The organism is Paenibacillus etheri, assembly GCF_001012825.1.
Lineage (GTDB): Bacteria > Bacillota > Bacilli > Paenibacillales > Paenibacillaceae > Paenibacillus_AQ > Paenibacillus_AQ etheri.
The window spans coordinates 536,641-561,030 of the sequence record NZ_LCZJ02000019.1; the positions used below are offsets into that span (position 1 = coordinate 536,641).

Here is a 24,390-nt window from a genome sequence, read left to right on the forward strand (position 1 = left end):
TGTTTAATGTATGTGGCTTGTTCGTTCTCTGTCCAATCTTCATCGCATTGAACTACGTGTTCTTCCTGAATATCGTTTATTTTTAATTGAATACATTCGTTCGCTATTTTAACCGCACGATTCAATGAATTTGTTTTTACTAATGAATAAATATACCTACAGATCCAATCTGGATTCTTATAATATGTATCCCATGATTTTTCAAACCAACGGACTGCCTCAGAAAAACATTGCAACTCATTGTACAGTTCAGCAACATGAACTTCTCCAACGAATTCATCGTCACTTTCCGAAAAGGCATCCAATTTACATTTTGCTTCGGTCACTCTACCGATATCGATTAAACATTTTATGTGACTATACATTGCGTAATCAGAAGGCTCGGCACTTTTTAGAAATAAAGCTGAAGCTTCATCCAATTCCCCAAGATGATATTTAGCTATGGCTAAATTATTATATGCTTCTTTGGAAGGTTCGATTGCGATAGAGTTCGACAATACACTCGAGGCATCTTCCCATCTTTCCAACGCAACATTTATTTCACCTAAAAGGTTGTAAGGAAAATGCGAATCTGGATTTAGAATAATTGCTTCTTCAACTAATTTCAGAGCAGATTCTGCGTCACTTTCTTCGTGATAATAAATCCAAGCAAGGTTCGTTAGAGACTGAACATTTCTCGATTCATTCAAAGCTTCTTTGAAAAGAGCAAAGGCTGCATCATATTCATTACGTTCCAAATATTCGATGGCTTTCTGGTTAATATTCAACTGGTTCCTCCTGTCAATTCACTCAAATGTTAAATAACAATCTGGATTTCTGCACACCGTGACCGTTGAACTAATGTCCATGAGCAAGGATGTTGATAAGTTTGCCAAAGGGGTCGCGGACATAGAATCGCCGAACTCCCCAAGGCTCATCAACAGGTCCATATTCTATTGTGTATCCAGCACTCTTCATACGTTCAAACACCGCATCGACATCATCAACTTCAATGGATAGATCAGGAGTAGGCGTATTGGAGCCGCCCTGTGAGGCGAAGCTTATTTGAATGTTTTCCTTCCCGAGTAAGCCGTATGTTTCAATCCAACCATGATCCATCAATAAATCAAGCTCGAGCATGTCCTGGTAAAAGCTTTTTGCTTCCGAAACATTCAGCGTATTAATATTGGCGACAATTCGTTTTACTCTCATTCTAAGACCTCAATTCTAATGGTATACTTTTTTGATTTTATTCAATTATCCTGTCCGTGTGCGAAATATCCGATTTTCATATCCAATCTTTGAAATGATCTGTTACAAAACGAATCTCACTCTCATAGTGGGCCAAGTGACCCTCATCAACCATTTTCTGAAAAGCAGGATTCCCATCGGCAGCACCATTTCTCAACGTATCACACAGTACTATCAAACGTTGTATAATCCACTGTCGCAGATTATTTGGGACGGGAATTCCATAAGCTTCAAAAAACAAATGAATTCGCCGAAGCCGCTCTACGGCATGTATTTCATATTGGTATGCAACTGTGGTACCAGAAGTATGGTCAGGTGCGAAACTCGCAAGTGGAACAGATGTGAAAAGGGTGTACGCAATGTCCCACATACGCGGACCTGGACCTGCCATGTCAAAATCAATCAGCGCCACAGGAGCCTCCTTTTGAAAAACAACATTATACAACGCTGCGTCATTGTGACAGATCACTTCATGTTCGGCATAGTCGGCATAGCTAAGCTGCCATCTGTCCTCCTTATTAGGATTAAAGACTTTAGTCACATCATGGAAACGACGCATAAGGCGTGCCAAACCCACAAGCGTTTCGTCCGACCACATATAAGGTTCAAGGTTTGGATAATTATTTCCTGGAACTTCTCCAGAAATAAATGTCAATATTTCACGACCAGAATCATCAATTCCGAGGAATCTTGGTGCTCCCTCATAGCCTTGTTTTTCCAAATGTTTGAGTAGTTCATGAACATTCGGACTCCAATAACCTATAGGGCGGCGAACAGTGTTCGCCATACGGACTATATGATTTACATTACCGCCTTTTAACACTTCTTCCTGAGGCATTAGGTTCATTCCTTCTCTTTTCAGTGCAATGTCAATTTCAGATTTTTGACCTGTTAGCGATGAGAACTACCCATCTAATAATAACAAAATTTACAAGTTATTGTTTATAGAGAACAATTATAACTAAACTGTCCTCATACTGCATCTGAATCCTGTTCTTCAAAATCTCTAATCATAACTGCTCCTTCTTATATAAATAAATCCATTTCACCTTCAAGAATTAGAATTATTTGCTATAATGTTCTCATGAAAAATAATACTATCCTAAACAAATTAGCTATCATTCTACTTTTTATCAGTATTCTCTTTGGCCTACGCTGCATTTGGTTTAGTATATTTAAGATTTCCAACAATGTACCTGTGATTAACAACGGTGTACTGGATTTACGCGGCCATGATCTGGAGAAAGCTAACCTATTCAGGCTAGATGGAGATTGGATCTTCTACCCTTCTGAATTTGTTTCGTCCAAGACTTCTACTTTACCAAAGCTGTCCCAATCGCTTAAAGTTCCTGGGAATTGGAGCCACGCCATGGGAAGCGATCACAATTCTTCCTATGGATACGGTACTTACCGTCTGCGTATTTTGGTAGAACCGCTTCAGCAGCCTGTCTCGTTGTGGATTAAACAAATTTATTCCGCCTCCAGTGTGGAAATTAACGGCACTCCTATTCAGAATAATGGGGAAATTGCTCTTGATGACGATACATATGTACCAAAAACGACCTCATATACAACATCTTATTTTTCAAAAAATACGTCAGTCATAGAAGTACTTATTCACGTAGCAAACTTTGATCACCCCTATAAAGGCGGTATTAACGGGCCTATTTTCTTTGGCTCTCAGGAAGTGGTTAACCGGACTAATTTTTATACTATAGGATTTCAAATGCTTACTGCAATCATCCTGCTACTACACGGGCTCTATGCCTGTATTCTGTATTTATTTAATCCTAAAGAACGTGCCCTGTTTCTTGTGGGGCTAATGACATTATCTGTAGCTGTTATCCTTTTAGCCCGAAATGACAACTTAGTTCTTGCATTACTGCCGATTAATTACACTTGGTCATTAAAAATCCGTTTAATCGCTTTCTTGTGGCAAAATCTTTTTATTCTGCTTGTTTTCAGGAAATTCACCTCAGGTACCGAAGTCAACAAATGGTTACATGCTTACACATGGTGTCTTTTTCTTTATACCTTATTTATTTTTATCGTTCCTGCTTATTTGGTCAGTACATCGATTCACTGGGGAATCATTCAAGTGTTTCAGTATATTCCCTTCATCTGGTTAATTTATAGCTTGGGGCGCTTATTCTTCAAAAAGAAAGATGATAAAGATGTTGTTTTTCTGCTGTTATCAGGTGCGGCGATCATTTCTAATTTGTTATGGAATTTGTGGGATAGTAGCGGACACTATTCAATTGTCTACTATCCTTTGGATATTATTGCTGCCATCGTCGGCTTCTCAGCTTATTGGTTTAAAAAGTATTTTCAGAATGCCAAAGAGAACATGGAGTTAAATGAGCAGCTGAAAAAAGCAGACAAACTCAAGGATCAGTTTCTCGCCAATACCTCTCACGAGCTGCGAACACCGCTTCATGGGATTATGAATATCGCGCAAAATATAGTAACGAAGGAAAAGGATAGGCTCTACGACAGTAGCCGGCAGGATATGGAGTTGCTGATTACCATCAGCCGCCGTATGTCCCATATGCTTGGCGACCTACTGGATGTTGTCCGTCTTCAGGAGCATCGCGTTATTTTGAAACAGGAGCCTCTTTCGGTTCAATCGGTGGTTCCAGGAGTCATTAGCATGCTGCAATATATGATTGAAGGTAAACCCGTACAGTTATCCATGGATATTCCAGAATCTATGCCACTTGTTCTTGCAGATGAGAAAAGATTGGTACAAGTATTATTAAATCTAGTGCACAACGCACTCAAATATACCGAAGAAGGACTTGTTTCAGTGTCAGCTGAGCAACAAGACGATCATGTTTCAATTTATGTGACAGATACCGGGGTAGGAATGACCGAAGAGACCATGACACGGGTATTCCTACCTTATGAACAAGGTCCTCATGGAATCAATGACGGGCGTGGAATTGGTCTGGGATTAAGCATAAGCCGGCAGTTGGTAGAATTACATGGTGGCAGCTTGAGCATACAATCTGAACCCGGGAAAGGTTCTACTTTCAGTTTTGCTCTACCCCTTGCTGGTTCATATAGCGACCAGATAGTTAGAGAGACTGCACCTATTACGACGTATACGGCTGATGAGATTTATAAACAGATGGCTGAATGGGGTATTTCCGAACAATCCAATCCTCACTCTGAAAAAATCCCACCGCTCTTTACAGACGCGAAGATTAATCTTTTGGTGGTAGATGATGATCCTGTTAATCTAAATGTGTTAAAAGGTATCCTCGAAAATGAGCCTTATCTCATTACCACAGTGAACTCAGCCCAAGAGGCACTGGATTGGTTAGATAAAAAGAGTTGGGACTTACTTATTAGTGACGTAATGATGCCGCACATGTCAGGATATGAATTAACACAAAAGATTCGCGCTCGTTATTCCCTATATGAGCTCCCAGTGCTATTACTGACTGCCCGCAGTCAACCTGAGGATATTTACACTGGATTCTACTCAGGCGCCAATGATTATGTTACCAAACCGGTGGATGCAGTAGAACTCAAATATCGAATTCGAGCCTTAGCTGCGATGAAAATATCTTTTAATGAACGGGTGCGTATTGAAGCAGCTTATTTACAGGCACAGATTCAACCCCATTTTTTGTTCAACACGTTGAACTCTATTGCGGCACTCAGTGATATGGATACTAAAAAGATGCAAGAGCTCATTACGGCATTTACTTCCTTTTTGCGAATCAGCTTTGACTTTTTAAACATCGGAGAACTTGTGAACCTCTCTAATGAACTAGAGTTGGTAGAATCTTATTTATATATTGAACAGACGCGATTTGCAGAACGAATATCCGTTGTTTGGCAAGTAGATCCGGACATTAATATGTTGTTACCTCCCCTATCCATCCAACCCTTGGTAGAAAATGCTGTTAAGCATGGTCTGCTCAAGCGTCAACAAGGTGGTACTGTTCATATTCGTATCACACGTCTGAACAAGGCTGTAAAGATCGAAGTAGAGGACAATGGGCAAGGTATGGATTATAGAACGCTCGAGTTGTTGCTGGAACCTCCCCTGAAAGCTAAAGGTGGTATCGGACTGGCTAATACTCATCGAAGACTGATGCAATTATATGGTCAGGGCCTTTTAATTCAAAGTAAGCGAGGAGAAGGCACTTTGGTATCCTTTGTTATACCGGAGAATAGTGAATAATTTATCAAATAAAAAAGCCATTCCATAAGGAGTGGCTTTTTGTGTATCGATACTACATTTAAAAAATAGTCGGAACCATACCCCCATCCATACGGATAGGAGAACCTTTAAATGCAGAGGCATAAGGACTACATACAAATGCTGCTAGTCTGCCTATTTCATAAGGTTTGATAAATCGCTGTATTTCAGATTGCGGTAAGTTTGTAATCATGAATTTTTTCTCTTTTTCTGAGAAAGTCAACGCTTCATCTGGGTACATTCCATCAATGATTTGCTGCACCTTTTCTGAGAGTGTTGGTCCTGGCATGATGGTATTGACTGTAACCTCTGTTCCTATTGTTAATTTAGATAAGCTTTTTGACAATGATAATAGCATTGATTTTGTCATTGCATACTGTGGCATTTGAGCTGACGGCATAATTGCTTCTTCACTAGCGATGAAGATCACACGACCATAATTATTTTCCAACATTTTAGGTAAATAAAATTTTGTTAATCCATTTGCAGCAAGAACATTCGTACGGATATATTTTTCAAATATTTCATCGTCAACATCGTCATAGCTCATCAGTTCATAAATCCCCATATTATTAACTAAAATATCGATATTGGGGTATTTTTCAAATAAAGCTTCTCTTTGCTTCATATCTACAATATCGGCTGTAGCATTCTGTGGGGAAGTTTCCGGAAATTTTGCTTTAATTTCATTTACCGTTTGTTCTACCTGATCATAACTCCGTCCATTTATAAGTACATTAACGCCTTCGTTGGCAAGTTCAAAGGCGATGGCTTTACCAATACCTTTTGTAGATCCTGTAATTAAAGCTGTCTTATTGTTTAATCCCATATCCATATTTCATTTCTCCTTTTATCACGGCGAACTAATTAATAGTTTCTCAAGAACAGTTCTGTGCACCGGCTAGATATTATATTATCTTACCGGGATTACTCAGTAACTAGCGTCTTGCGCCAAAGTTCTTGTTTAACACGCCAATTAGAAGGAGTATCACCTTCCCAAAGACGGAAGGCACGGTAGAAGGAGTTCTGGTCTTCATATCCAATTAAGAAAGCCACCTCTTTAATATCGAGAGAAGGGTCTGCTAAATATGCTCGCGCCTGCTCATGCCTAGCTTGTGTCAGCAGATGCTTGAAGCTTGTATTTTCTTCAGTAAGCCTCCGCTGTAAGGTACGAGCACTCATCCTTAGCTCTTTAGCAACGGTTTGAATCTCGGGTTGCCCTCCGCTCAGACTGCGTTTCATAATCCATTTGACCCTTTCAGTAATGGAGCGACTGCCCTGCTGTTCAGCAAGTGTCCGATCCAGAACCGGGGTCAGAATCTCTAGCAACTCTTCGTTATACGAGATAAAGGGCAGGTCCAAATCACTTCGTCTCAGTGTCAAGCGGTTAGTCTCAGCACCGATCTGAATTCGACAGCCGAAATAAGCTTCAAGAACCTGTAAATTCCCTATGGGTTGTGAAAATTCTACAAACTGTGCTGTCATAGGTATACCAGTTCCCCGCCGCCCAAGCTCCAGTAAAAACGCCAGTGTAAGGCCAAGCAGCAACGGTGGGCCGGAATGCTCGGGATGCTGCCAATTCAATTCGATTGTACACAACTCTCCCTCCTCGATGATATGCAAGCTTTCTGGAGGGCACATTCGTTTATAGCGCACCATGCGGTTTAGAGCGTCGCGATAATCTTTAGCATGATAAGTGGCTAAGACGGTCGGCGGATATTGTGTGGTTTCAAAAACGGTTGCTAGCTTGATGATTCCCTCAGCAGTATCTCCAACGAGATCCGAATATGCCTGCCAGATAGCGAAATATTGGGCTGTGGTGACTACTGACTCCCTGATAAGGCTCAGGGGAAGACTTGCTTTACTAGCTATATCTTGAGCGGTTATCCCTAATTGAATTAATCCAGCCCAAACTCCGGGAGGGATTTTAATGGAGTCAGAGGTATTAGTCTGCATCTATGTGGACCTCCTTTAGCATCATTGCATGAAGAAAGGGCTAGTTAAAATTCAAGCAAGCACGGGCAAGCAGCTCAAACGAATGCAGCCGTTTCTCATAGTCTGGAATCATAGTAACGATAATGAATTCATCAACTCCGTACAAGTGAGAGAACTGTTCCAGCTTTTCTTTAATGCTTTGGGGAGTGCCTATCAGCAGTTTGCGTTCCAAAAGCTTAGATTTCTCTTCGGCTGAGCCCTCTTGTTGAAATAATGTCATACCGGAAGAGGCTAGCCGCTCTGCTTCTTCCTCCGTCTCGGCGCAAATGACGCCAACAGCTACGATGGCCCGAGGTATAGCATTAACTGAAGATGGGGTAAAAGCTTCACGGTAAGCCTGTAAAATCTCCTCCCCAGCTACATCGCTCATGAATTGACCAAACACATAACCTGCTCCAAACTCGGCAGCATATGCCGCACTCTTCTTGTTTGTGCCCAGCATCCATAGCTCTGGCGATTCGGGTGGAGTCGGACGGGCGGTTATCTGACGTCCTTCATAAGAATAGTTCCCCTGCAATAATTCGGTGACTCCCTTTAGCAGTTCCGGCATTTTCCAAACATTTTCGAGAAAATTTCCGCTTAGTGCTAAGCTTACTTCAGCAGCGCCGCCGGGAGCCCGGCCCAACCCAAGGTCGATGCGCCCCGGGTACAAACTGGCCAGCAAATGAAAAGATTCCACCACTTTTAACGGCTTATAGTGCGGCAGCAATAAAGCTCCCGATCCGATACGTATATGCTGTGTTCTCGCTCCGATATGCGATAAAAACACCTCTGTGGAGGTACACGCTAAGCCCGGCATATCATGATGTTCGGCAACCCAATAACGAGTATATCCCAGTCTTTCAGCTGTTTGAGCCAGTTCCACCGCTTGTCCTAAAGCAAAGCTTGCATCCACATTATCAAATACAGGTACAAGGTCCAATACGCTAAGCTTAATGGATGTCGTTGTCATGGTTACGTCCTACGCGAGTGCCGTAGCTTATCCATAATCAATTTGCCGATGAACTGGTGCTCATAATCCGCATTTCTTTTTGAACTCTTCATTAAATTCCACTAGGTCCTGGTAAGATCGTTCAAGCATCGCATTTACCAAAGTCAGTTCATTGCCCTCTATTTGTACCGCTACGTAATAATTCCCACGTTCATCCTTGATCAAATCTTTATACGGCTCAACGTTCAAATTTAACGTCTCCTCTCTGATTACCTAAGGGATAACTCCATTAGAACTTACCCTTACACACTTGATGTTAGTACTGTTGGCTCTGTAGTAATTTGTACATTTCCTGCTACAGCTCTGGAGATCATGCAGGAGCCTTCTGCTTTGTGGGCATTACGAATTGCTTTATCAATATCGTCCTGTGACGCATCTTTGGTAAGTGTGATGATGGGTGAATGCTTGATGGCCTCATATGTAAAAATGTTATTTGTTACATCTACTGTAGCCTCTGACGTCAATGTCAGACTAGAAGGCGTAAGCCCTGATCGCTCCAGCATAGCTGCTAATGTAATGAGATAGCAGGTAGCCGCGGCACCCAGAAGCATCTCATCCGGGTTCGTTCCAACTCCGGGTCCTCCCATCTCCTTAGGAATGGAGATTTGAGTCTTGAGCTGTCCAGCTTCAATCGTTCCATCACTATTACGACCACCGTTCCATACGGCATTCAATATAAATGGGTGCTTCATTTCTAGATGTCCTCCCTATCTTGAAATTGCATGACATATTTTTAATCGAATACTTTACATGCTAACATAGAAGAATGCGGTGAACAAACAGGCTCAGGCCTACTTGTTGGCTCTGCTTTTCGAATAATCTTAACACAAGACGCTCTATCATCATGATCAACATCTCATAAGCGTATTAGCAGATGAGCTTCTGTAGCATTACATGGGGAAAGAGTTGGCAAGGTCGAGAAAGCAACATCTAAACTTTATGGGGTATAAACTATAGTTGCTATATATACAGAGTCCTAAAGTTCTTATACCATAATCTTTGTAAGCGATTAACTTTATAGGAGAAAATGACTTGACAAAGCCTGTGCATGAAAGCCACTAATCAAACCATCCATCCTTAGTTTTTATTAAAATAGACTGCATTCTATGTTCACAGGAGGGGAATTATGATGCCAATGACTCAACAAGGTGCTTTTTATACTGGGGAATATTGCAATTTATTTAAGGAGATTGGCTTTTCTGATATCAACGATAAGATCGATGAAACTTAGAATGATTTGTTTTACGGAGATCCGAACGTACGAATCTACTATCCGCAGGACGAGGATAAAAGCTATATTCTGGATACAGGTAATCTAGATGTTCGGTCCGAAGGAATGTCCTACGGGATGATGATGGCCGTTCAATTGAATAAAAACGAAGAGTTTGATCGTCTATGGAACTTCTCAAAGACGTTTATGCAGCACAAAGAAGGTCGCTATGCCAATTACTTTGCTTGGCACTGCAAGCCTGACGGTACAAGGATTTCTCAGGGACGCGAAAACGAAATTGATCAAATTCGTACCGGAATCCACCTTCAGCGATCCGTCTTACCATCTCCCCCATTTCTATGATTTGTTCGCCTTGTGGGCTGACGAACGTGACCACATGTTTTGGCGAGAAGCCGCGAAAGCCAGCCGCACATATCTGCATACTGCATGCCATCCGATAACTGGTCTTGCTCCCGAATATGCTAATTTTAACGGGTCCCCAGCAGAACCTCAGCCTCATGGTGATTTCAGCCATTTTTTCAGTGATGCTTACCGGGTTGCGGCTAATATCGGTCTGGACTGGGCTTGGTTCCAAAAGGACATCTGGCAGGTCGATCAATGTAACCGAATTCAGGCTTTTTTTAGGAATATCGAAGTTTCCGATTACCGGCGGTATACCATTGAGGGACAGGCATTTGACGAACCGGCGCTGCATCCGGTAGGTCTTTTGGCGACCAACGCCATGGCTTCCCTTGCTTCTGATGGCCCGGAGGCAGAGTATTTTGTCCGTTTGTTTTGGCATACACCATTGCGCACTGGACTCCGTCGTTACTATGACAACTGTCTGTACTTTTTTAGTTTACTGGCTTTGAGTGGGAATTATCGCATTTATTGAAGGAAATCGAACAAAAAAATAGGACTCTATTCCTCAAAAAGGTCGAGGAATGGAGTCCTATTAATCGTAATAAAGCTTTCATGAACCCCAAAAGACACTTGTATAAAGTAGCTACAACTTACCCTTAGATGTATAAATTAGTAAATTAAATTTTCTTTGCTATTATTTAATAACTACATATTCCAAGTTAACAAGTTTTGCATATGCAATAATTTGGTCTGTTGTAAGAGTTAATGAAACAACGGTGTGGTGACCGCCACCATTTTCGATCCAAGCTTTAACCCCATCTTGGAAGTTAGGTTTAACATTCCAAAGTACACGAGCTACTGGAAGGTTTGGAGCTGGAACCGTTGGTTCGAAAGCAGTAACTTCATTGATCAATAGTTTGTAATGCGTACCGAAGTCAGCCATGGAAACCACCACACCGTCTCCTGCTTTACCATCAAATACTAAACGTGCTGGATCGTCCTTACCACCAATACCTAGCGGAGAAACGATAATTTTGGGTTTGTTACTTGCCAATGTAGGATCTACTTCAAGCATATGGGATTGAAGAATGGATTCTTGACCAACCGTCAATTCATAAGTGTAATCTTCCATAAAGCCAGTGGATTGGTTATGGCTCATCACTTTAAGCAAGCGGTCAAGTGCTGCAGTCTTCCAATCGCCTTCACCAGCGAAACCATAGCCTTGTGCCATCAGACGTTGAACAGCAAGTCCTGGAAGCTGTTTCATACCATGCAAATCTTCGAAGTTCGACGTGAAGGCATTGTAACCGCCTTGATCAAGGAAACGTTTAATAGCAATTTCATAGCTTGCTTGAACTCTTACGCTAGCTTCCCAAGCTTCTTTGCTGTTATTACCATAATCAAATTCATACAGCTCTGCATATTCAGCGAACAAGGCGTCGATTTCTTCTTCTTTAACTTCATTAATGATTTGTACAAGATCGCCAATACCAAAGTAGTCCACAGTCCAACCAAATTGAATTTGGGCTTCAACTTTGTCGCCTTCAGTTACACCGACGTTACGCATGTTGTCACCAAAGCGAGCGACCTTGATGTTGAAGCTTTCGTTGTAAGCAACGGCTACGTCCATCCATTCTGCAAGTTGCTTTTGGACTTCAGGGCGTTCCCAGTAGCCTACAACCACTTTGTTTTGTTTGTTCAATCGTGCGTTAATGAATCCATATTCACGATCACCATGTGCAGCTTGGTTTAGATTCATGAAATCCATATCTATGGTTGCCCAAGGAATACTTTCATTATATTGCGTTGCTAGATGAAGCAAAGGTTTTTGCAGCATCTTTGTTCCGCGAATCCACATTTTTGCAGGTGAGAACGTATGCATCCAAGTGATGACACCAGCAACTTCGTCACGGTAGTTAACTTCTTTCATGATGTTTGTGATTTTATCTGCACTGACAGCCAAATCCTGTAACACTAGTGGGTAAGGTAAAACTCCGCTTTTATTCAAAGCATTTGTCATCGTTTGGGCATGCGCCTTAACCTCAGCCAATGCTTCTTCCCCATAAAGATGTTGTGAACCTACGACAAACCAAAATTCCTTTGCTACTGCTGTTGACATTATTCATCCTCTTTTCGTAATTTTATGATTATATTATTTTTGACCGTAATATGCGTCTCTTCCATGTTTGCGCAAGTAATGTTTATCTAAAATACGTTGTGGCAATTCCTCTGCAAAATGGTTCAGCTCTCTTGCATATAAATTCATTTTGGATACTTCATCCAAGACTACGCTGTTCATTACCGCTGATTTTGCGTTTTTTCCCCAAGTAAAGGGTCCATGGCCTTTAAGTAAAACTCCTGGAACCGCCATAATATCTATCCCGCGTTGTTCAAAGGTCTCGATGATGACATGACCCGTTTCGGCTTCGTAACCACGATCGACTTCTTCTTGCGTCAAGAAACGCGCACAAGGAATGGAACCATAGAAGGTATCAGCATGGGTCGTTCCCATGACAGGAACATCTAGTCCTGCTTGAGCCCAAATGGTCGCCCAAGTGGAATGCGTATGCACGATTCCCCCGATCTCGGAGTAATGCTTATAAAGCACGGCGTGAGTAGGTGTATCGGAGGAAGGTCTCATATCTCCTTCAACCACATTGCCATCCAGATCAACAACTACCATATCGCTGGCTTTCATTGTTTCATAATGTACACCACTAGGTTTGATTACGAATAATCCACTTTCGCGATCAATTGCACTTACATTTCCCCATGTATATTTAATAAGTCCTTGTTTCGGCAATTCCAGATTGGCTTGAAAAACCTCTTCTTTAAGTTGTTCTAACATCTTGCTACCTCCATTTTCACACTAAATTGTCAACAGCGGACTGCTCAATCGCCAGACCCTTTTTATAACGTTCAATAAAGGTTTCAAATCCTTTAATGTCGGTTGCCTCTGGATGAATTTCTTCACCCTTAACATCTTTGAACACTTTTTGATCGAGGAAGTCTTCTAAACTTTCTTCCTGATTTTTATTCATCATGTAAGCGGCAAGAATAGCCATTCCCCATGCACCGCCTTCACCGGCAGTCGACATTACGGATACAGGAACATTCAATGAAGCTGCCATCATTTTTTGACCCACTACCGGAGTCTTAAATAAGCCGCCGTGGCCTAAAATACTATCAATGGTTACATTCTCTTCCTTCGTCAAAATGTCCATTCCAATTTTCAAAGCGCCAAAGGCGCTGAAAATATGCGTACGCATAAAGTTGGACAGATTGAATTTGCTCTCCGGCGAGCGGACAAATAGCGGACGACCTTGTTCTAACCTAGTAATATTCTCTCCTGAGAGATAACCATAGCTTAGTAATCCACCGGCATCAGGATCTGCTTCCAAAGCTTTATTTAATAGCACGCTGTACAATTTATTGGCATCCACTTTGTGTCCCATGGCTTCATAGAACTCGCGGAATAACCCGAGCCAGGCGTTGAGGTCACTTGAACAGTTATTCGCATGAACCATGCCCACCGGACTTCCGTTCGGAGTAGTAACCATATCGATTTCTGGATAAACTTTGGAAAGTTCTTTTTCTAACACAATCATGGCAAAAACAGAGGTTCCTACAGAGACATTCCCGGTGCGTTTTCTTACGCTATTCGTTGCAACCATCCCGGTTCCAGCATCCCCCTCTGGAGGACTAAGCGGAATGCCTGATTGTAGATGCAGCGATGGATCCAGAATTTTAGCTCCCGCATCGGTCAATATACCTGCTTGTTCCCCTGCAATATACACCTGTGGAAGTAAATCACGGGTCTTCCACGGATAACCTTCGTTTGCAACAAGTTCATCAAACTGCTGTATCATGGATGCGTTAAAATTTGCTGTAGCTTCATCTATTGGGAACATACCGGATGCATCCCCGACACCAAGCGCTTTATTTCCAGTCAATAGCCAATGAATATATCCTGCTAATGTCGTAACAAAACGAATCTGTGGCACATGTTCTTCTTCATTCAAAATCGCCTGATAAAGATGAGCGATGCTCCAGCGTTCAGGAATATTAAACCCAAACAGGTCAGTCAATGCTTTGGCAGCCGCACCTGTTGTTGCATTACGCCAAGTCCGGAATGGAACAAGCAGCTCATTGTGCTCGTCGAAAGCCATGTATCCATGCATCATTGCAGAAAAACCGATTGAACCAACCCTTTGAAGAGTGATTCCGTAACTTTGTGCGACTTTTTCCTTCATCTCGCGATAGGCGTCTTGCAGGCCTTTGATAATATCTTCCAAGTTGTACGTCCAAAAACCGTCCTTCAACTGATTTTCCCATTCGTAACTTCCAGAAGCGATCGTTTGAAAGCTATGATCAATAAGTACAACTTTGATACGCGTGGACCCAAATTCAATACCAAGCGAAGTTTCTCCCTTATTAATCGCTTGCTCGATGCTTAATCGATTCGATATCACGTTCGTCACCTCTCTGAGAGCGCTTTTTTAAAAGGTCATGATAAGAATTTGCTTTCTTAATTGACAGCTTTAGTATAATTTTCTGTACGTACATTTGTCAATTAAATAGTTATATATACATACAAATATGGATATAATAATGAATTGACAATATAAAAAAGTGCCCCTTTCTATTTTTTTCTCAGTCATGCTATAATTTGTACATACAAATTTACCGAATATACAAATAACTTAGCGAACAAGTACGGAAAGAGGAATTACATGAAACCAAAGTATCAAGTGATTTTAGATGATATAAAAAGCAAAATCCTTTCGGGAGACTACAATGTTGGTGAACAAATACCTACTGAGTCTGCCTTGCAGTCTATGTACGAAGTCAGCAGACAGACTGTTCGAAAAGCTATTTTAGAACTTTCCAACGAAGGCTTCCTGCGAAGCGAAAAAGGGTCTGGTACTTATGTTAGCAACCAATATCGTTCGAAGACCGGCGGGAGTTCCCATAAGAAGACGATCGGTGTAATCACGACCTATATTTCCGACTATATCTTTCCTTCCATTATCCGTGGGATTGAGAGCCGGCTAAATGAGGATAATTATTCTCTACTATTAGCTAGTACCAATAACGATGTTGCTCAAGAAAAAAAGGCCCTGGAAATGATGCTGTCCTACGGTGTAGATGGTTTAATTATTGAACCGACAAAAAGCAATCTATATAACCCCAATATTGCTTACTACCTTTCTTTTAAGGAACAGGATATTCCGATTATAATGATTAATGCCTTTTATGAAGAAATAGAACTGCCGTACCTTTGTCTTGATGACGTGCAGTCCAGCTATTTGGCAACAAAAGAGTTGATAGCCAAAGGGCACACCCAAATAGGGCTCATTGCAAAAATGGATGATTTACAAGGAAAGTGTCGGATGAAAGGGTATATTAAAGCGCTCGGAGAATCCAAATTACGATTTTATCCAGAGCAGATTTTTTCTTTCAACACGGAGACAAAACAGACGTTATCTACAGACTTGAAGGATTTTCTGAATAAAAATAGAGATACGCTCACTGCTATTGTTTGTTATAACGACGAAGTCGGATTGGAAGTGGTCCATGCCTGCAGACAGCTGGACATCACTATTCCGGAGGAATTATCGATCATTGGACAAGACAATTCCTATATCGCCAAAAACGCGAACATCAAACTAACCACCTTGACACACCCACAAGAAGCCATGGGACGAGATGCAGCGGATTGGGTCATTAAGAAATTACAAGGAAAAAAAGACCTTCCAAACAACACTTATTATCAGCCTGTGTTAATTGAAGGTGAGACTGTAGTTGAGAGATAGGTAGTAATTTGAATAGATAAATAAATTTCTCGCTGGATCTCTTGATTTCCGGTTCCATGACTGACATTGTTTAGAGTATAAACGGTGGGACTGCTCCCCCCGAAGTAAAAGGTGCCCTTGGTTACTCCCCCGATTTTCAAATAGACTATATTAGAGGTATACTATCCACTTTTGGTCATATTTTTTCATATGTATAAACTAAAGCTTATACCGTGAAAAGTTAAGAACTTTTGTAGTTGGAAATAAACGAAAATTAAATAAGCTGCTTCCGGTAGAGTGCCGGAAGCAGCTTATTGGTTAGGTCTTTATCCATGTCTACAAAATGTACCTTAGCTTAAAAAGACGAGAACTGATCCCTTCCCAGTTACTCCCCGCGACTTACACGAAAACCTTGATCAGGGCCCCTACCGTTCGCCTCGAACTTGCCTTGAAAAGATATCTCGTTGTTGGTGATGTTCCCGATCCAACCACCGCCCTTCACAAGCCGAAAAGAACCGATATCACTTCCCATATCGCCGTACCAGTCCCAGCACCATTCCCTTACATTCCCTGACATATCATAAAGTCCTAACTCGTTGGATTTCTTGGCACCGATAGATTTTGTTTTATTGTTGTTATTTTCTATGATGGGCCAGTTCCATTCACCCATGCCCACTCTGCTTCCGTCGGTAATCGATAACCATTAGCTCCTTCACTGATTGTTACGGTCCATTTTATATTATCGTTATCGCTCTTATTATTTGTGTCTTTTTTAGTCTTGTCTATATTGTAATAAGGGTTTAAACCTTCTTTTATACTCCGCTTATTACAGTACTCTACAACGTCATACCAGCTTACCATTACTACCGGTAAATCGTCGCCTTTGAATTCTGAAGGATTACTTCCCATTACCTCAATCCACTCTTTTCGTGTTACCTCATATTTGCCTATATAATAGTTCGATATGGTTGCACCATTGTAGTTGGACTTTGTGGTTTTAAAAGTGCCGCCCTTTACAAATATATCGTTATCACTCTTTTCATGCTTTTCTTGTGAGCAAGCGCTGATAACAACAATTGTAGCTATTAATAGGAAGATCAATAGTTTTCTCATTGATTTATCCCCTTTAAACTGATACGAAAAGTAATAAGTCGTGACGACTATCTTAGTAGTATGTAAGAAATTATTCTTTTGGAATATTTAAGGCCGCCGGCTGTGCAACCGGCAGACCTTAGCAATAATAATAATTAAGAGTCTTCCGTTGTCTTATTCCTATTGAGCTGTTACCACACCGTTACGTTAGAGCTTCCACTACTTTGATACCCCTCAGTCGCTAACACTTGGTAAGCCCAACTGCTCCCCAGATTCATTCCGTATTTCTTCCAAGCATTAACATGGTTGCAAAAAGTGATAGCGACATTGCTTCCTGTCGCTCTTTTCGATTGTCTTACACTCCAGAACTGGGTAAATGTTGCAGTTCCATCAATTGAAGGAGCGTTGGTTCTCGTAGTCGTATAGATATCATAAGTGCCCCCATCACTGGTCACGGTGCCTTTAAATGTTCCAGTTGGTCTATAAGTACCCCAGCTGTCAACGACGTAATATTCTATGAGTGAGTTTCTTGTCCACCCGTAGAGTGTCAAGTATCCATTTCCGGACGGCGCCCAGACGCCGGCATTGTAGTTGATTGTCCTTGTGGGTGATCCGGTATTCCAGCCTTTACCGACAACAAAATTCCCGGTATTTGACCATGTAACACTGTAATTCCCACCTGATCCATTGGTAGCATTTACTGTTCCTCCACCATCGGTCCAATTTTGCCAATAATCTGTCGCTGCATTTGTGGTTGCTGCAAACAAGCTAAAGCTCATAGTAGCTGCGAGTAGCTGCGAAGAACACAGTCAAGATTTTCTTATTCATCTTAAACATAATTTACCTCCTAAGATTTTTTTGACTACATACTACTTGATTGACCTCTAGTATTTTCGTCTGTTGTTTCTTTTGTTGTTTGATAGAACTCCTATTTCCCACATCCTTCCTTCATAAAATTGTAAGCGATTACAAAAAGAAGTTTATCATAGCTACTTACAATTTAATCTGCACAAATTATAGGTTTTACCCCAAAAAGTATTGTTCTTTTCTGATTGATTATGGTATTAAAAGGAAATGAAACATAAAAAAAGGAGGGCTAAGGGCCCTCCTTTTAGTAGTTCATAAATTTAGATTAATAATGCCACTCTGCCCTTAGTCATTCTAATGGGTACAGATAACTTAGCATGGTGTAACCATAAATATTCTGGGGCAGACTTTTAGAACTAAAAACAATGGTTCCCTGTAAAACGGTTAAAAAATAGTGCGCATGATACTCTGGCACACCAGGAACAAATTCTCCATTCTCAATTCCTTCCTTAAAAATTCTTGACAAGAATGCTACCACTTCATCGTAGCCTCTATTTAATGCTTCCTTAAGCTCAGTATTGACTGCGTCAGAATTTATAATTTGCTCCACAAAAAAATAATGAAACCCTGCCTCATTCCATTTCCGTTTATCAAAATCTCGAACAATTCCTTCTAGAAGTTCTTTGGGTTTCTTGGTCTGATAAAGCTCTTCGAGTTGTTCTTTAAAGCTATTCAAGTTCAGATGAATGAGCGAAGCGTAAATTTCTTCTTTTGATTTAAAATAGTTATATATAAGCCCATGACTCATCCCAGCCTTTTTAGCGATATCTGATATCTTCGTGGCCTCTAAACCTTTTTGAGCGAACAGTTCAACGGCATGTTTTAATATATCGTTAGTTCTTTCCTTACGTAATTCTTGATCCCTATTTATATTTCGCGCCATATTCTCACTCCAACCATGTGTGACTTTACTTCTTGTGTTTTTATAAGAATACGATAATCAATACAGATTAAAAATAGGTCTTACTCAATAGTAGATTTTTATATAAAATCTCCCCTATCCAAAACTCCTTAATAGAAGACAATAAATCCCTAACGGTCACATTACCTGACAGTTCCTAAAACTGCCGTAATAGGAGAATAAATCAACTCTAAGAATGGCATTATAAGGTAAGCGAATGGTCCGGTTTTTTAGGAGGGTGAGGAAAATAAAAACAAAAATTACGTTTATTCAAGCCATCATGATTATTATGCTGAGCACAGGCCTTCTAAATCATGTCATTATCATTCCTATCCTATTGGATGCTGCAAAACGTGACGCATGGATTTCAGTGCTGCTTACTGGGGCATGTTCACTAGTCTGGATCTTTATTCTGCACATTAGTACTACCAAAATCAAAAAGGAACATCTTTTTGATTGGCTAGCAAAAGCATACCATCCTATCGTAAGCCGTATTCTTGCGGGAGTCGCTAGTGTATATTTGTTTGCCTTATGCATGCTTACAACTAGAGACACTGTATACTGGGTACATCTAACCTTCTCTCCACAGACACCTATACTGATCCTTACTTTCGTATTGCTTTTGATTTCAGTAATAAATGCTTATTTAGGTATTCATTCCCTTGCTAATACCGCTGGTATTTTGCTGCCTTTTGTTATTATATTGGGATTTTTTATAATGTTCTCTAACACAACTCATAAGGATTATTCCTTATTAAAGCCGATACTTGAACACGGTATGCAGCCAGTTTGGCACGGGACAGTGTACGTAGGAGCAGGTTTTGTTGAGGTCATTATGCTTTTCTTTATGCAACACCACATCAAGTCTCGATTATCATATCTATCGTTTATGCTCATGATCCTGCTTATTTTAGGTCTGACCATGGGACCGATCATTGGTGCAATTGTTGAATTTGGTCCAGATGAGGCTGAAAAGCTCAGATTTCCCGCGTATGAAGAATGGAGATTACTTACTATTGGACGATACATTGAACATTTAGACTTTTTTAGTGTTTACCAATGGTTCAGTGGTGCTTTTCTGAGAATCTCTCTAACCATGTTTCTTATTATCGACATACTCCAAATCAAAAGTAAAAAAGTGAAAATGTTGGTTCTTGAAAGCATTTCTTTAGCTATTGTAATGTTCACAGCCATACCTTTTAGCGACCAATTTTTTCTGAATATGTTATCTATCTATGTTCTTCCCTTTTCTTTATGGGTAGTGCTCGCTTTTTCTGTAATTGTTGCGGTGTTGATCATTTTGGCTCAACGAAAGGGGAAAGTAACATCATGAAAGAGCCTGAACAAAAAGAATCCAAGACGTTCGAGGATGTGTTCACACAAATATTTGGTTCAAGCTCAGACATTAAGAGACTGACACTCTCTTTATCTGACTCGGACTATGCTGTTCAACTGGTTTATTGTCAGGGATTGTGCGATGAAATCAAAGTGGAAGAAACCATCATTCCTGAATTAAAAAGGATTCCGGAATCTATCCTCACATCGCATGAACTTGATCTTGAGCAAAAAGTTCCGTTTCACATAACCCCCCTTCCATCAAATGAGATTGAGAATTCAATGATAGGTACTGTGCTAAATGGTGATCTTTTTCTTCTATTTACGCCATCGAATCAATGCTATGTTGTGAAATTAGCTGATCCACCTAAACGGCAACCTGAGGAGCCTAATACGGAAGTGTCCACAAGAGGACCTAAGGATGGCTTTACGGAAGAATCATTCACTAATATTGCCCTTATTAGAAAAAGACTCAAGACCGAATTATTAGCGGTTGAAAAATTTACAATTGGAGCCCAAACAGCGACTGAAGTTCATCTCTTATATCTCAAGGAGACGATTAATTCTCATGTTCTAAATGACATCCAGACAAGACTAACCGACATTCAAATCAAGGGATTAGTGAGCAGTACCCAACTTGAAGAATGTCTGACTGGATTTTCGTTGTTTCCATTATTCTCATATACGGGCAGACCTGACTATGCAGCGAATTCACTGCTTCATGGCAAATTTGTGATCTTAACAAATGGTTCACCTACAGTAATAATAGCGCCAGCTAGCTTTAGCTTTTTGTTGAATACGTCGGAAGATGCACATATGGTAAATATTTTCGTTGCTTTTACTAGGTTATTAAGAGTACTTGGAGTGATGCTTTCCTTGTTTTTACCGGGTTTTTAGATCGCGCTCACAACGTTTCATCAGGATCAAATTCCCTTTACATTGCTTGCAACGATAGTGAATTCGAGACAAGGAGTTCCTCTTCCGGCTCCATTGGAAGCGATTGTGATGCTGATTTTATTTGAGATTTTTCGGGAAGCAGGTATGAGATTACCTAGCGCTTACGGTCAGACATTATCGGTTGTAGGAGGGTTGATAATCGGTCAGGCAGCCATTAGTGCCGGCATTGCAGGTCCAGGTACGATTGTGGTGATAGCAATATCAGTATTGGCCACCTTTACCTTAGTGAACCAATCGTTAGTTAGCGTAGCTAGCATTCTTCGAATTACTGTGCTCTTGATTAGCGGATTTCTGGGGTTGTTTGGAACGATGACATGTCTGCTTGCACTGGTCCTCTATATAGTCAATTTACGTTCTTTCGGCACCTACTACCTTTCGCCTCTATCTCCTCCTCACTTGAAGGGATTATATAAGATTATTATCAGAATGCCGTGGGGCAAGGGAAAGTTTACGGACAACACGAATATTAAAGGACGAGAACGATCATGAAATGGATCCGATGCATTCTTGTTAACGCTTTGCTTACCATGCTGCTCACAGGCTGTTGGGGATCAAAAGAAATTGAGCATATGATCTATGTGAATACAGTAGGCGTCGATTATGTAGATAACAAAGTCGTTGTATATATCCAAATGGTTAATTTTAGTGGTATTGCAAAAGAAAGAGGCGGGTCAGACCCAGGAACAGAAAACCTTCATCGGCAAAGCAGAAGGAGATTCGTTTGATACCGCAATCTTTAATTTATATGCTACTAGTCCACAAAGAATTGTCTGGAGCAATGTGAAAACGATCGTATTTAGTGAAGCTGCACTAAAGGAGAGTACCGTTATCAATCAAGTTTTAGACGTGTGGGATCGATATTATGAATTTCGTTATTCGCTGATCTATCGGTAGTTTACTCTCAGCTTAACAGTCCCATGCGAACCTATGAACAGAGTTCAATTATCGCTCCGCTGTATCTGTACAAGTTTATATGGAAATGGAAAGAGAAAGCCGAAACGGTTCAATTGCCTTTTATTGAAATTTCGCAAGACTGGACCAGTCCCAACATTAGCATAACGGGGATCTGCTTTCTGCAAAATGAACAATTTCGCGGCTGCCTGAAGACTAATGATATTTTAGGGGTTCGATGGTTAGAGAAAAAGACGCATAGAACGCCTCTGTTTCTCAAAGAAGAACAATCCGTACTTGCTGTGATCGTTATGAACAAAATTAAATCTTCTATTCATCCTAAGATGAAGGATGGTAAACCTGCCTTCGACATAAAAGTGTCTATGCAGGGCACTCTTCCAGAGTTAAGTTCAAACCTTAATCGAACTGAACTTGAACAAAAAGCGATAAAAGAAATTAATAATCAGATTATGGGGACTTACTTGAAAGGTTTAAAAATAAATGCTGATGTATATAGACTCTCGGGTATATTTTATCGGGACCTTCCAAAAGAGTGGAATAAATTGAATGATAAAAATATGATACCGCTCGATTCAAACAGCATCGACAAGATCGAAATTAAGGTCAATCTGACCAGTGGTGGCATTTCTAAAATTCAGTAAACTCACATGAGGTGATCAACTAGAGGCTGATAAACAACTTTTAATTATTAAAGTTGTTTATCAGCCTTTTTACTTGAAATGATTGAACGACGGATTTCGCACGCACAGAATAGTTCTTGCTGTATATGTATCTTTCCTCTCTATAGTTATGACTTGTGCTTTTACACCTTCCCTACAGAAGGAAGAATTCATAGTTATAACGAATAACAGTATATCAAAATCTTTTAAAACTGGTGGGAGAGCTACTATGCTGTATGTAAAGGATATTTTGCTGCAATTATTGTTTGCCCTAACTCCTTTTGTCCTTTATACGATTTACTATCGTGACAAAGCCGTAAACTATTCAAAACAATTCATTACGATTACCTGTATGATTTGCCTTTTTATGTCGATGACCTTTCCAGCTAGTGTACAAAATGGAATCATATTTGACATTCGTTACGTGATCATGTTTTTCGGAATGCTGTATGGCGGCATGACTACTGGAGTTTTTCTTCTCGTAGAGTTTTTAATATACCGCCTGCTTATAGGTGGACAGGGGCTAGTTTCTGCGATTATTATTCTCTCCATCACTTTTACCTTATCTGCCCTCTTATCCGTCCTTTATCGTCGGCTTTCAGAGTACCGAAAACTTATTACATTCTTTGCAGGGATAATCTTTTCCATCATTCCTATTGTTACTATGTTTGGAACGGAATATCAATACACGATTCAGCATTTAAAGTTTAACATCCTCGTTATGCCCGTACAAAATTTCCTCGGAATTTGGATATTAATTTCCCTTTTTAATAAAGCAGTTTCTGACAAGGAATTGTATCTGAGGTATCTCCAAAGTGAAAAATCCGAAACCATTGCTCATGTTGCAGCCTCTCTAGCCCATGAAGTCCGTAATCCACTTACAGCCGTTATGGGATTTTTGAAATTACTGAAGGATGATTCTATCACAAGAGAAAAGAGTCGGAAATATATTGATATTTGCCTTGAAGAGATTAAGCGGACAGAAGTTATTCTTTCTGAATATCTAGCGATAGCTAAACCAAATCATTCAATGGTAGAGAAAATTGAACTTGTACAGCAGATCTACTCGATTGTAGATATCATAACGCCATACGCCAATATGAATAACGTTAGTTTGGAGATGCAACACTCGGAGGATAAAATATATGTATCAGCAAACCCAACTGAGATTAAACAACTATTCATTAATTTTATTAAAAACGCGATTGAAGCTTGCACTGTTCATGCAACAGGTAATGTAAGCATCCGTATCGAGCGTCAATCCAAATATGCAATAATAACAATAAATGATAATGGGGTCGGAATGAGCAACGAGCAAATGGAGCGACTAGGAAGCATTTATTTTTCAACTAAAAGCAAAGGAACGGGATTGGGACTTACGCTTTCTTATCAACTGATTCGTTCGATGAACGGTAATGTAACTGTACGAAGTAAATCAGAAGAAGGAACTGAATTCATTCTATCGATACCATTAACTGACTGAGTACGGAGATACTACATACTACAACGAAACAAAAAAAACTCGGCTCAAACTTATCGTTTGAACCGAGCCTGTTTAAATTATTTAATTCATGAACTTCAAATATTGCAAAACTTGTTTGATCATCACTGCAGCCTCAGCACGTGTGGCTGCATCCTGCGGAGCAAAGTTTGTTTCTGTTTTTCCTTTGATTAATCCTTTGCTCGCTGCTTCTGTTACTGCATGGGTAGCATAATCAGAGATTCGGTCCTGATCTGCAAATGGAGTACGTATTTGAGCTTCAGTTCCGTTATCACCTTGAACGAGATGAATCGCATTCATGATCATCACGACCATTTGCTCTCTTGTAATCCGTGCATCTGGACTGAATTTCCCATCACCAACGCCTTT

The 24,390-nt window shown here is 40.5% G+C and carries 21 protein-coding genes and 4 pseudogenes; 9 read left to right on the forward strand and 16 right to left on the reverse strand.

From position 1 onward, the window contains the following. The 3 genes from UQ64_RS11940 to UQ64_RS11950 form a co-directional block, all read right to left on the reverse strand. Positions 1-767 (reverse strand): tetratricopeptide repeat protein (locus UQ64_RS11940; protein WP_245237934.1); only part of this gene is annotated, 767 nt, incomplete at its 3' end. A 70-nt stretch (positions 768-837) separates the two neighbouring features. Further along, on the reverse strand, positions 838-1,191 hold the full coding sequence (locus UQ64_RS11945; protein ID WP_060623673.1) for a VOC family protein: 354 nt from the start codon (positions 1,189-1,191) through the stop codon (positions 838-840). Positions 1,192-1,267: 76 nt separating this feature from the next. Further along, complete coding sequence (locus UQ64_RS11950) at positions 1,268-2,068, reverse strand: phosphotransferase (protein WP_060623674.1); 801 nt, start codon at positions 2,066-2,068, stop codon at positions 1,268-1,270. 246 nt (positions 2,069-2,314) lie between these two features. Here UQ64_RS11950 and UQ64_RS11955 point away from each other — a divergent pair, with 246 nt between their 5' ends. Then, positions 2,315-5,425, forward strand: a complete 3,111-nt coding sequence (locus tag UQ64_RS11955) for a hybrid sensor histidine kinase/response regulator (RefSeq protein ID WP_060623675.1) — start codon at positions 2,315-2,317, stop codon at positions 5,423-5,425. A gap of 58 nt (positions 5,426-5,483) precedes the next feature. Here UQ64_RS11955 and UQ64_RS11960 read toward each other — a convergent pair whose 3' ends face one another. The 5 genes from UQ64_RS11960 to UQ64_RS11975 form a co-directional block, all read right to left on the reverse strand. Beyond that, a complete protein-coding gene (locus tag UQ64_RS11960; protein ID WP_060623676.1) occupies positions 5,484-6,278 on the reverse strand; it encodes an SDR family NAD(P)-dependent oxidoreductase in 795 nt (264 codons plus the stop codon). A 92-nt stretch (positions 6,279-6,370) separates the two neighbouring features. Then, complete coding sequence (locus tag UQ64_RS11965) at positions 6,371-7,399, reverse strand: AraC family transcriptional regulator (protein ID WP_060623677.1); 1,029 nt, start codon at positions 7,397-7,399, stop codon at positions 6,371-6,373. 40 nt (positions 7,400-7,439) lie between these two features. Beyond that, the gene (locus UQ64_RS11970; protein WP_060623678.1) at positions 7,440-8,390 is read right to left on the reverse strand and encodes an LLM class flavin-dependent oxidoreductase; all 951 of its coding nucleotides are present in this window, start codon (positions 8,388-8,390) and stop codon (positions 7,440-7,442) included. A gap of 60 nt (positions 8,391-8,450) precedes the next feature. After that, positions 8,451-8,618 (reverse strand): hypothetical protein, encoded by a 168-nt coding sequence (locus UQ64_RS30805; protein WP_156417521.1) that lies wholly within the window; start codon positions 8,616-8,618, stop codon positions 8,451-8,453. A gap of 53 nt (positions 8,619-8,671) precedes the next feature. Next, the gene (locus tag UQ64_RS11975) at positions 8,672-9,121 is read right to left on the reverse strand and encodes an OsmC family protein (protein WP_060623679.1); all 450 of its coding nucleotides are present in this window, start codon (positions 9,119-9,121) and stop codon (positions 8,672-8,674) included. A 545-nt stretch (positions 9,122-9,666) separates the two neighbouring features. On the opposite strand from UQ64_RS11975, the pseudogene UQ64_RS11980 reads away from it, so the two are divergent. Then, a pseudogene (locus UQ64_RS11980) lies at positions 9,667-10,534 on the forward strand (family 8 glycosyl hydrolase). A gap of 162 nt (positions 10,535-10,696) precedes the next feature. Here the strand turns inward: UQ64_RS11980 and araA are convergent. From araA to UQ64_RS11995, 3 genes are read right to left on the reverse strand one after another with little or no spacing between them, the layout of a single operon-like run. Then, positions 10,697-12,121, reverse strand: a complete 1,425-nt coding sequence (gene araA / locus UQ64_RS11985; RefSeq protein ID WP_060623680.1) for an L-arabinose isomerase — start codon at positions 12,119-12,121, stop codon at positions 10,697-10,699. 33 nt (positions 12,122-12,154) lie between these two features. Continuing rightward, positions 12,155-12,850: an L-ribulose-5-phosphate 4-epimerase gene (locus UQ64_RS11990; RefSeq protein ID WP_060623681.1), complete on the reverse strand. Its 696-nt coding sequence runs from the start codon at positions 12,848-12,850 to the stop codon at positions 12,155-12,157. 16 nt (positions 12,851-12,866) lie between these two features. Beyond that, positions 12,867-14,474 carry a xylulokinase gene (locus UQ64_RS11995; RefSeq protein WP_060623682.1) on the reverse strand — a complete coding sequence of 536 codons (1,608 nt, stop codon included), beginning with the start codon at positions 14,472-14,474 and terminating at the stop codon, positions 12,867-12,869. 261 nt (positions 14,475-14,735) lie between these two features. Between UQ64_RS11995 and UQ64_RS12000 the strand changes: the two genes are divergently transcribed. Further along, positions 14,736-15,818, forward strand: coding sequence for a GntR family transcriptional regulator (locus UQ64_RS12000; protein WP_060623683.1), 1,083 nt, complete (start codon positions 14,736-14,738; stop codon positions 15,816-15,818). On the opposite strand, the pseudogene UQ64_RS32085 reads toward UQ64_RS12000, so the two are convergent. The 4 genes and pseudogenes from UQ64_RS32085 to UQ64_RS12015 all read right to left on the reverse strand — a co-directional run. Then, a pseudogene (locus UQ64_RS32085) lies at positions 15,776-15,964 on the reverse strand (hypothetical protein); the annotation flags it as partial. The gene UQ64_RS12000 and the pseudogene UQ64_RS32085 overlap by 43 nt on opposite strands. 218 nt (positions 15,965-16,182) lie before the next feature. Then, positions 16,183-16,910 (reverse strand): annotated as a pseudogene (locus UQ64_RS12005) (formylglycine-generating enzyme family protein). Between the two features lie 170 nt (positions 16,911-17,080). Further along, positions 17,081-17,668 carry a glycoside hydrolase family 11 protein gene (locus UQ64_RS12010; RefSeq protein ID WP_156417522.1) on the reverse strand — a complete coding sequence of 196 codons (588 nt, stop codon included), beginning with the start codon at positions 17,666-17,668 and terminating at the stop codon, positions 17,081-17,083. 377 nt (positions 17,669-18,045) lie between these two features. Beyond that, on the reverse strand, positions 18,046-18,639 hold the full coding sequence (locus tag UQ64_RS12015) for a TetR/AcrR family transcriptional regulator (protein WP_060623684.1): 594 nt from the start codon (positions 18,637-18,639) through the stop codon (positions 18,046-18,048). A 256-nt stretch (positions 18,640-18,895) separates the two neighbouring features. Here UQ64_RS12015 and UQ64_RS12020 point away from each other — a divergent pair, with 256 nt between their 5' ends. The 6 genes and pseudogenes from UQ64_RS12020 (at position 18,896) to UQ64_RS12045 (ending at position 24,003) form a co-directional block, all read left to right on the forward strand. Next, positions 18,896-19,990, forward strand: coding sequence for a GerAB/ArcD/ProY family transporter (locus tag UQ64_RS12020; protein ID WP_082651092.1), 1,095 nt, complete (start codon positions 18,896-18,898; stop codon positions 19,988-19,990). Next, positions 19,987-21,438, forward strand: a pseudogene (locus UQ64_RS32090) (spore germination protein). Before UQ64_RS12020 ends, UQ64_RS32090 begins: the two are co-directional and overlap by 4 nt. Positions 21,439-21,476: 38 nt before the next feature. Continuing rightward, entirely contained in the window at positions 21,477-21,674 is a 198-nt protein-coding gene (locus UQ64_RS33085; RefSeq protein WP_483414285.1) for a Ger(x)C family spore germination protein, read from the forward strand. Next, the gene (locus UQ64_RS31650; protein WP_209445766.1) at positions 21,601-21,843 is read left to right on the forward strand and encodes a Ger(x)C family spore germination protein; all 243 of its coding nucleotides are present in this window, start codon (positions 21,601-21,603) and stop codon (positions 21,841-21,843) included. The genes UQ64_RS33085 and UQ64_RS31650 overlap by 74 nt, the downstream gene beginning before the upstream one ends. A gap of 23 nt (positions 21,844-21,866) precedes the next feature. Continuing rightward, complete coding sequence (locus UQ64_RS12040) at positions 21,867-22,502, forward strand: Ger(x)C family spore germination C-terminal domain-containing protein (RefSeq protein ID WP_060623689.1); 636 nt, start codon at positions 21,867-21,869, stop codon at positions 22,500-22,502. A gap of 247 nt (positions 22,503-22,749) precedes the next feature. Continuing rightward, positions 22,750-24,003, forward strand: coding sequence for a sensor histidine kinase (locus tag UQ64_RS12045; protein WP_060623690.1), 1,254 nt, complete (start codon positions 22,750-22,752; stop codon positions 24,001-24,003). An 81-nt stretch (positions 24,004-24,084) separates the two neighbouring features. Here the strand turns inward: UQ64_RS12045 and UQ64_RS12050 are convergent. Continuing rightward, a partial coding sequence (locus tag UQ64_RS12050; protein ID WP_209445767.1) for an S-layer homology domain-containing protein occupies positions 24,085-24,390 on the reverse strand: 306 nt, incomplete at its 5' end.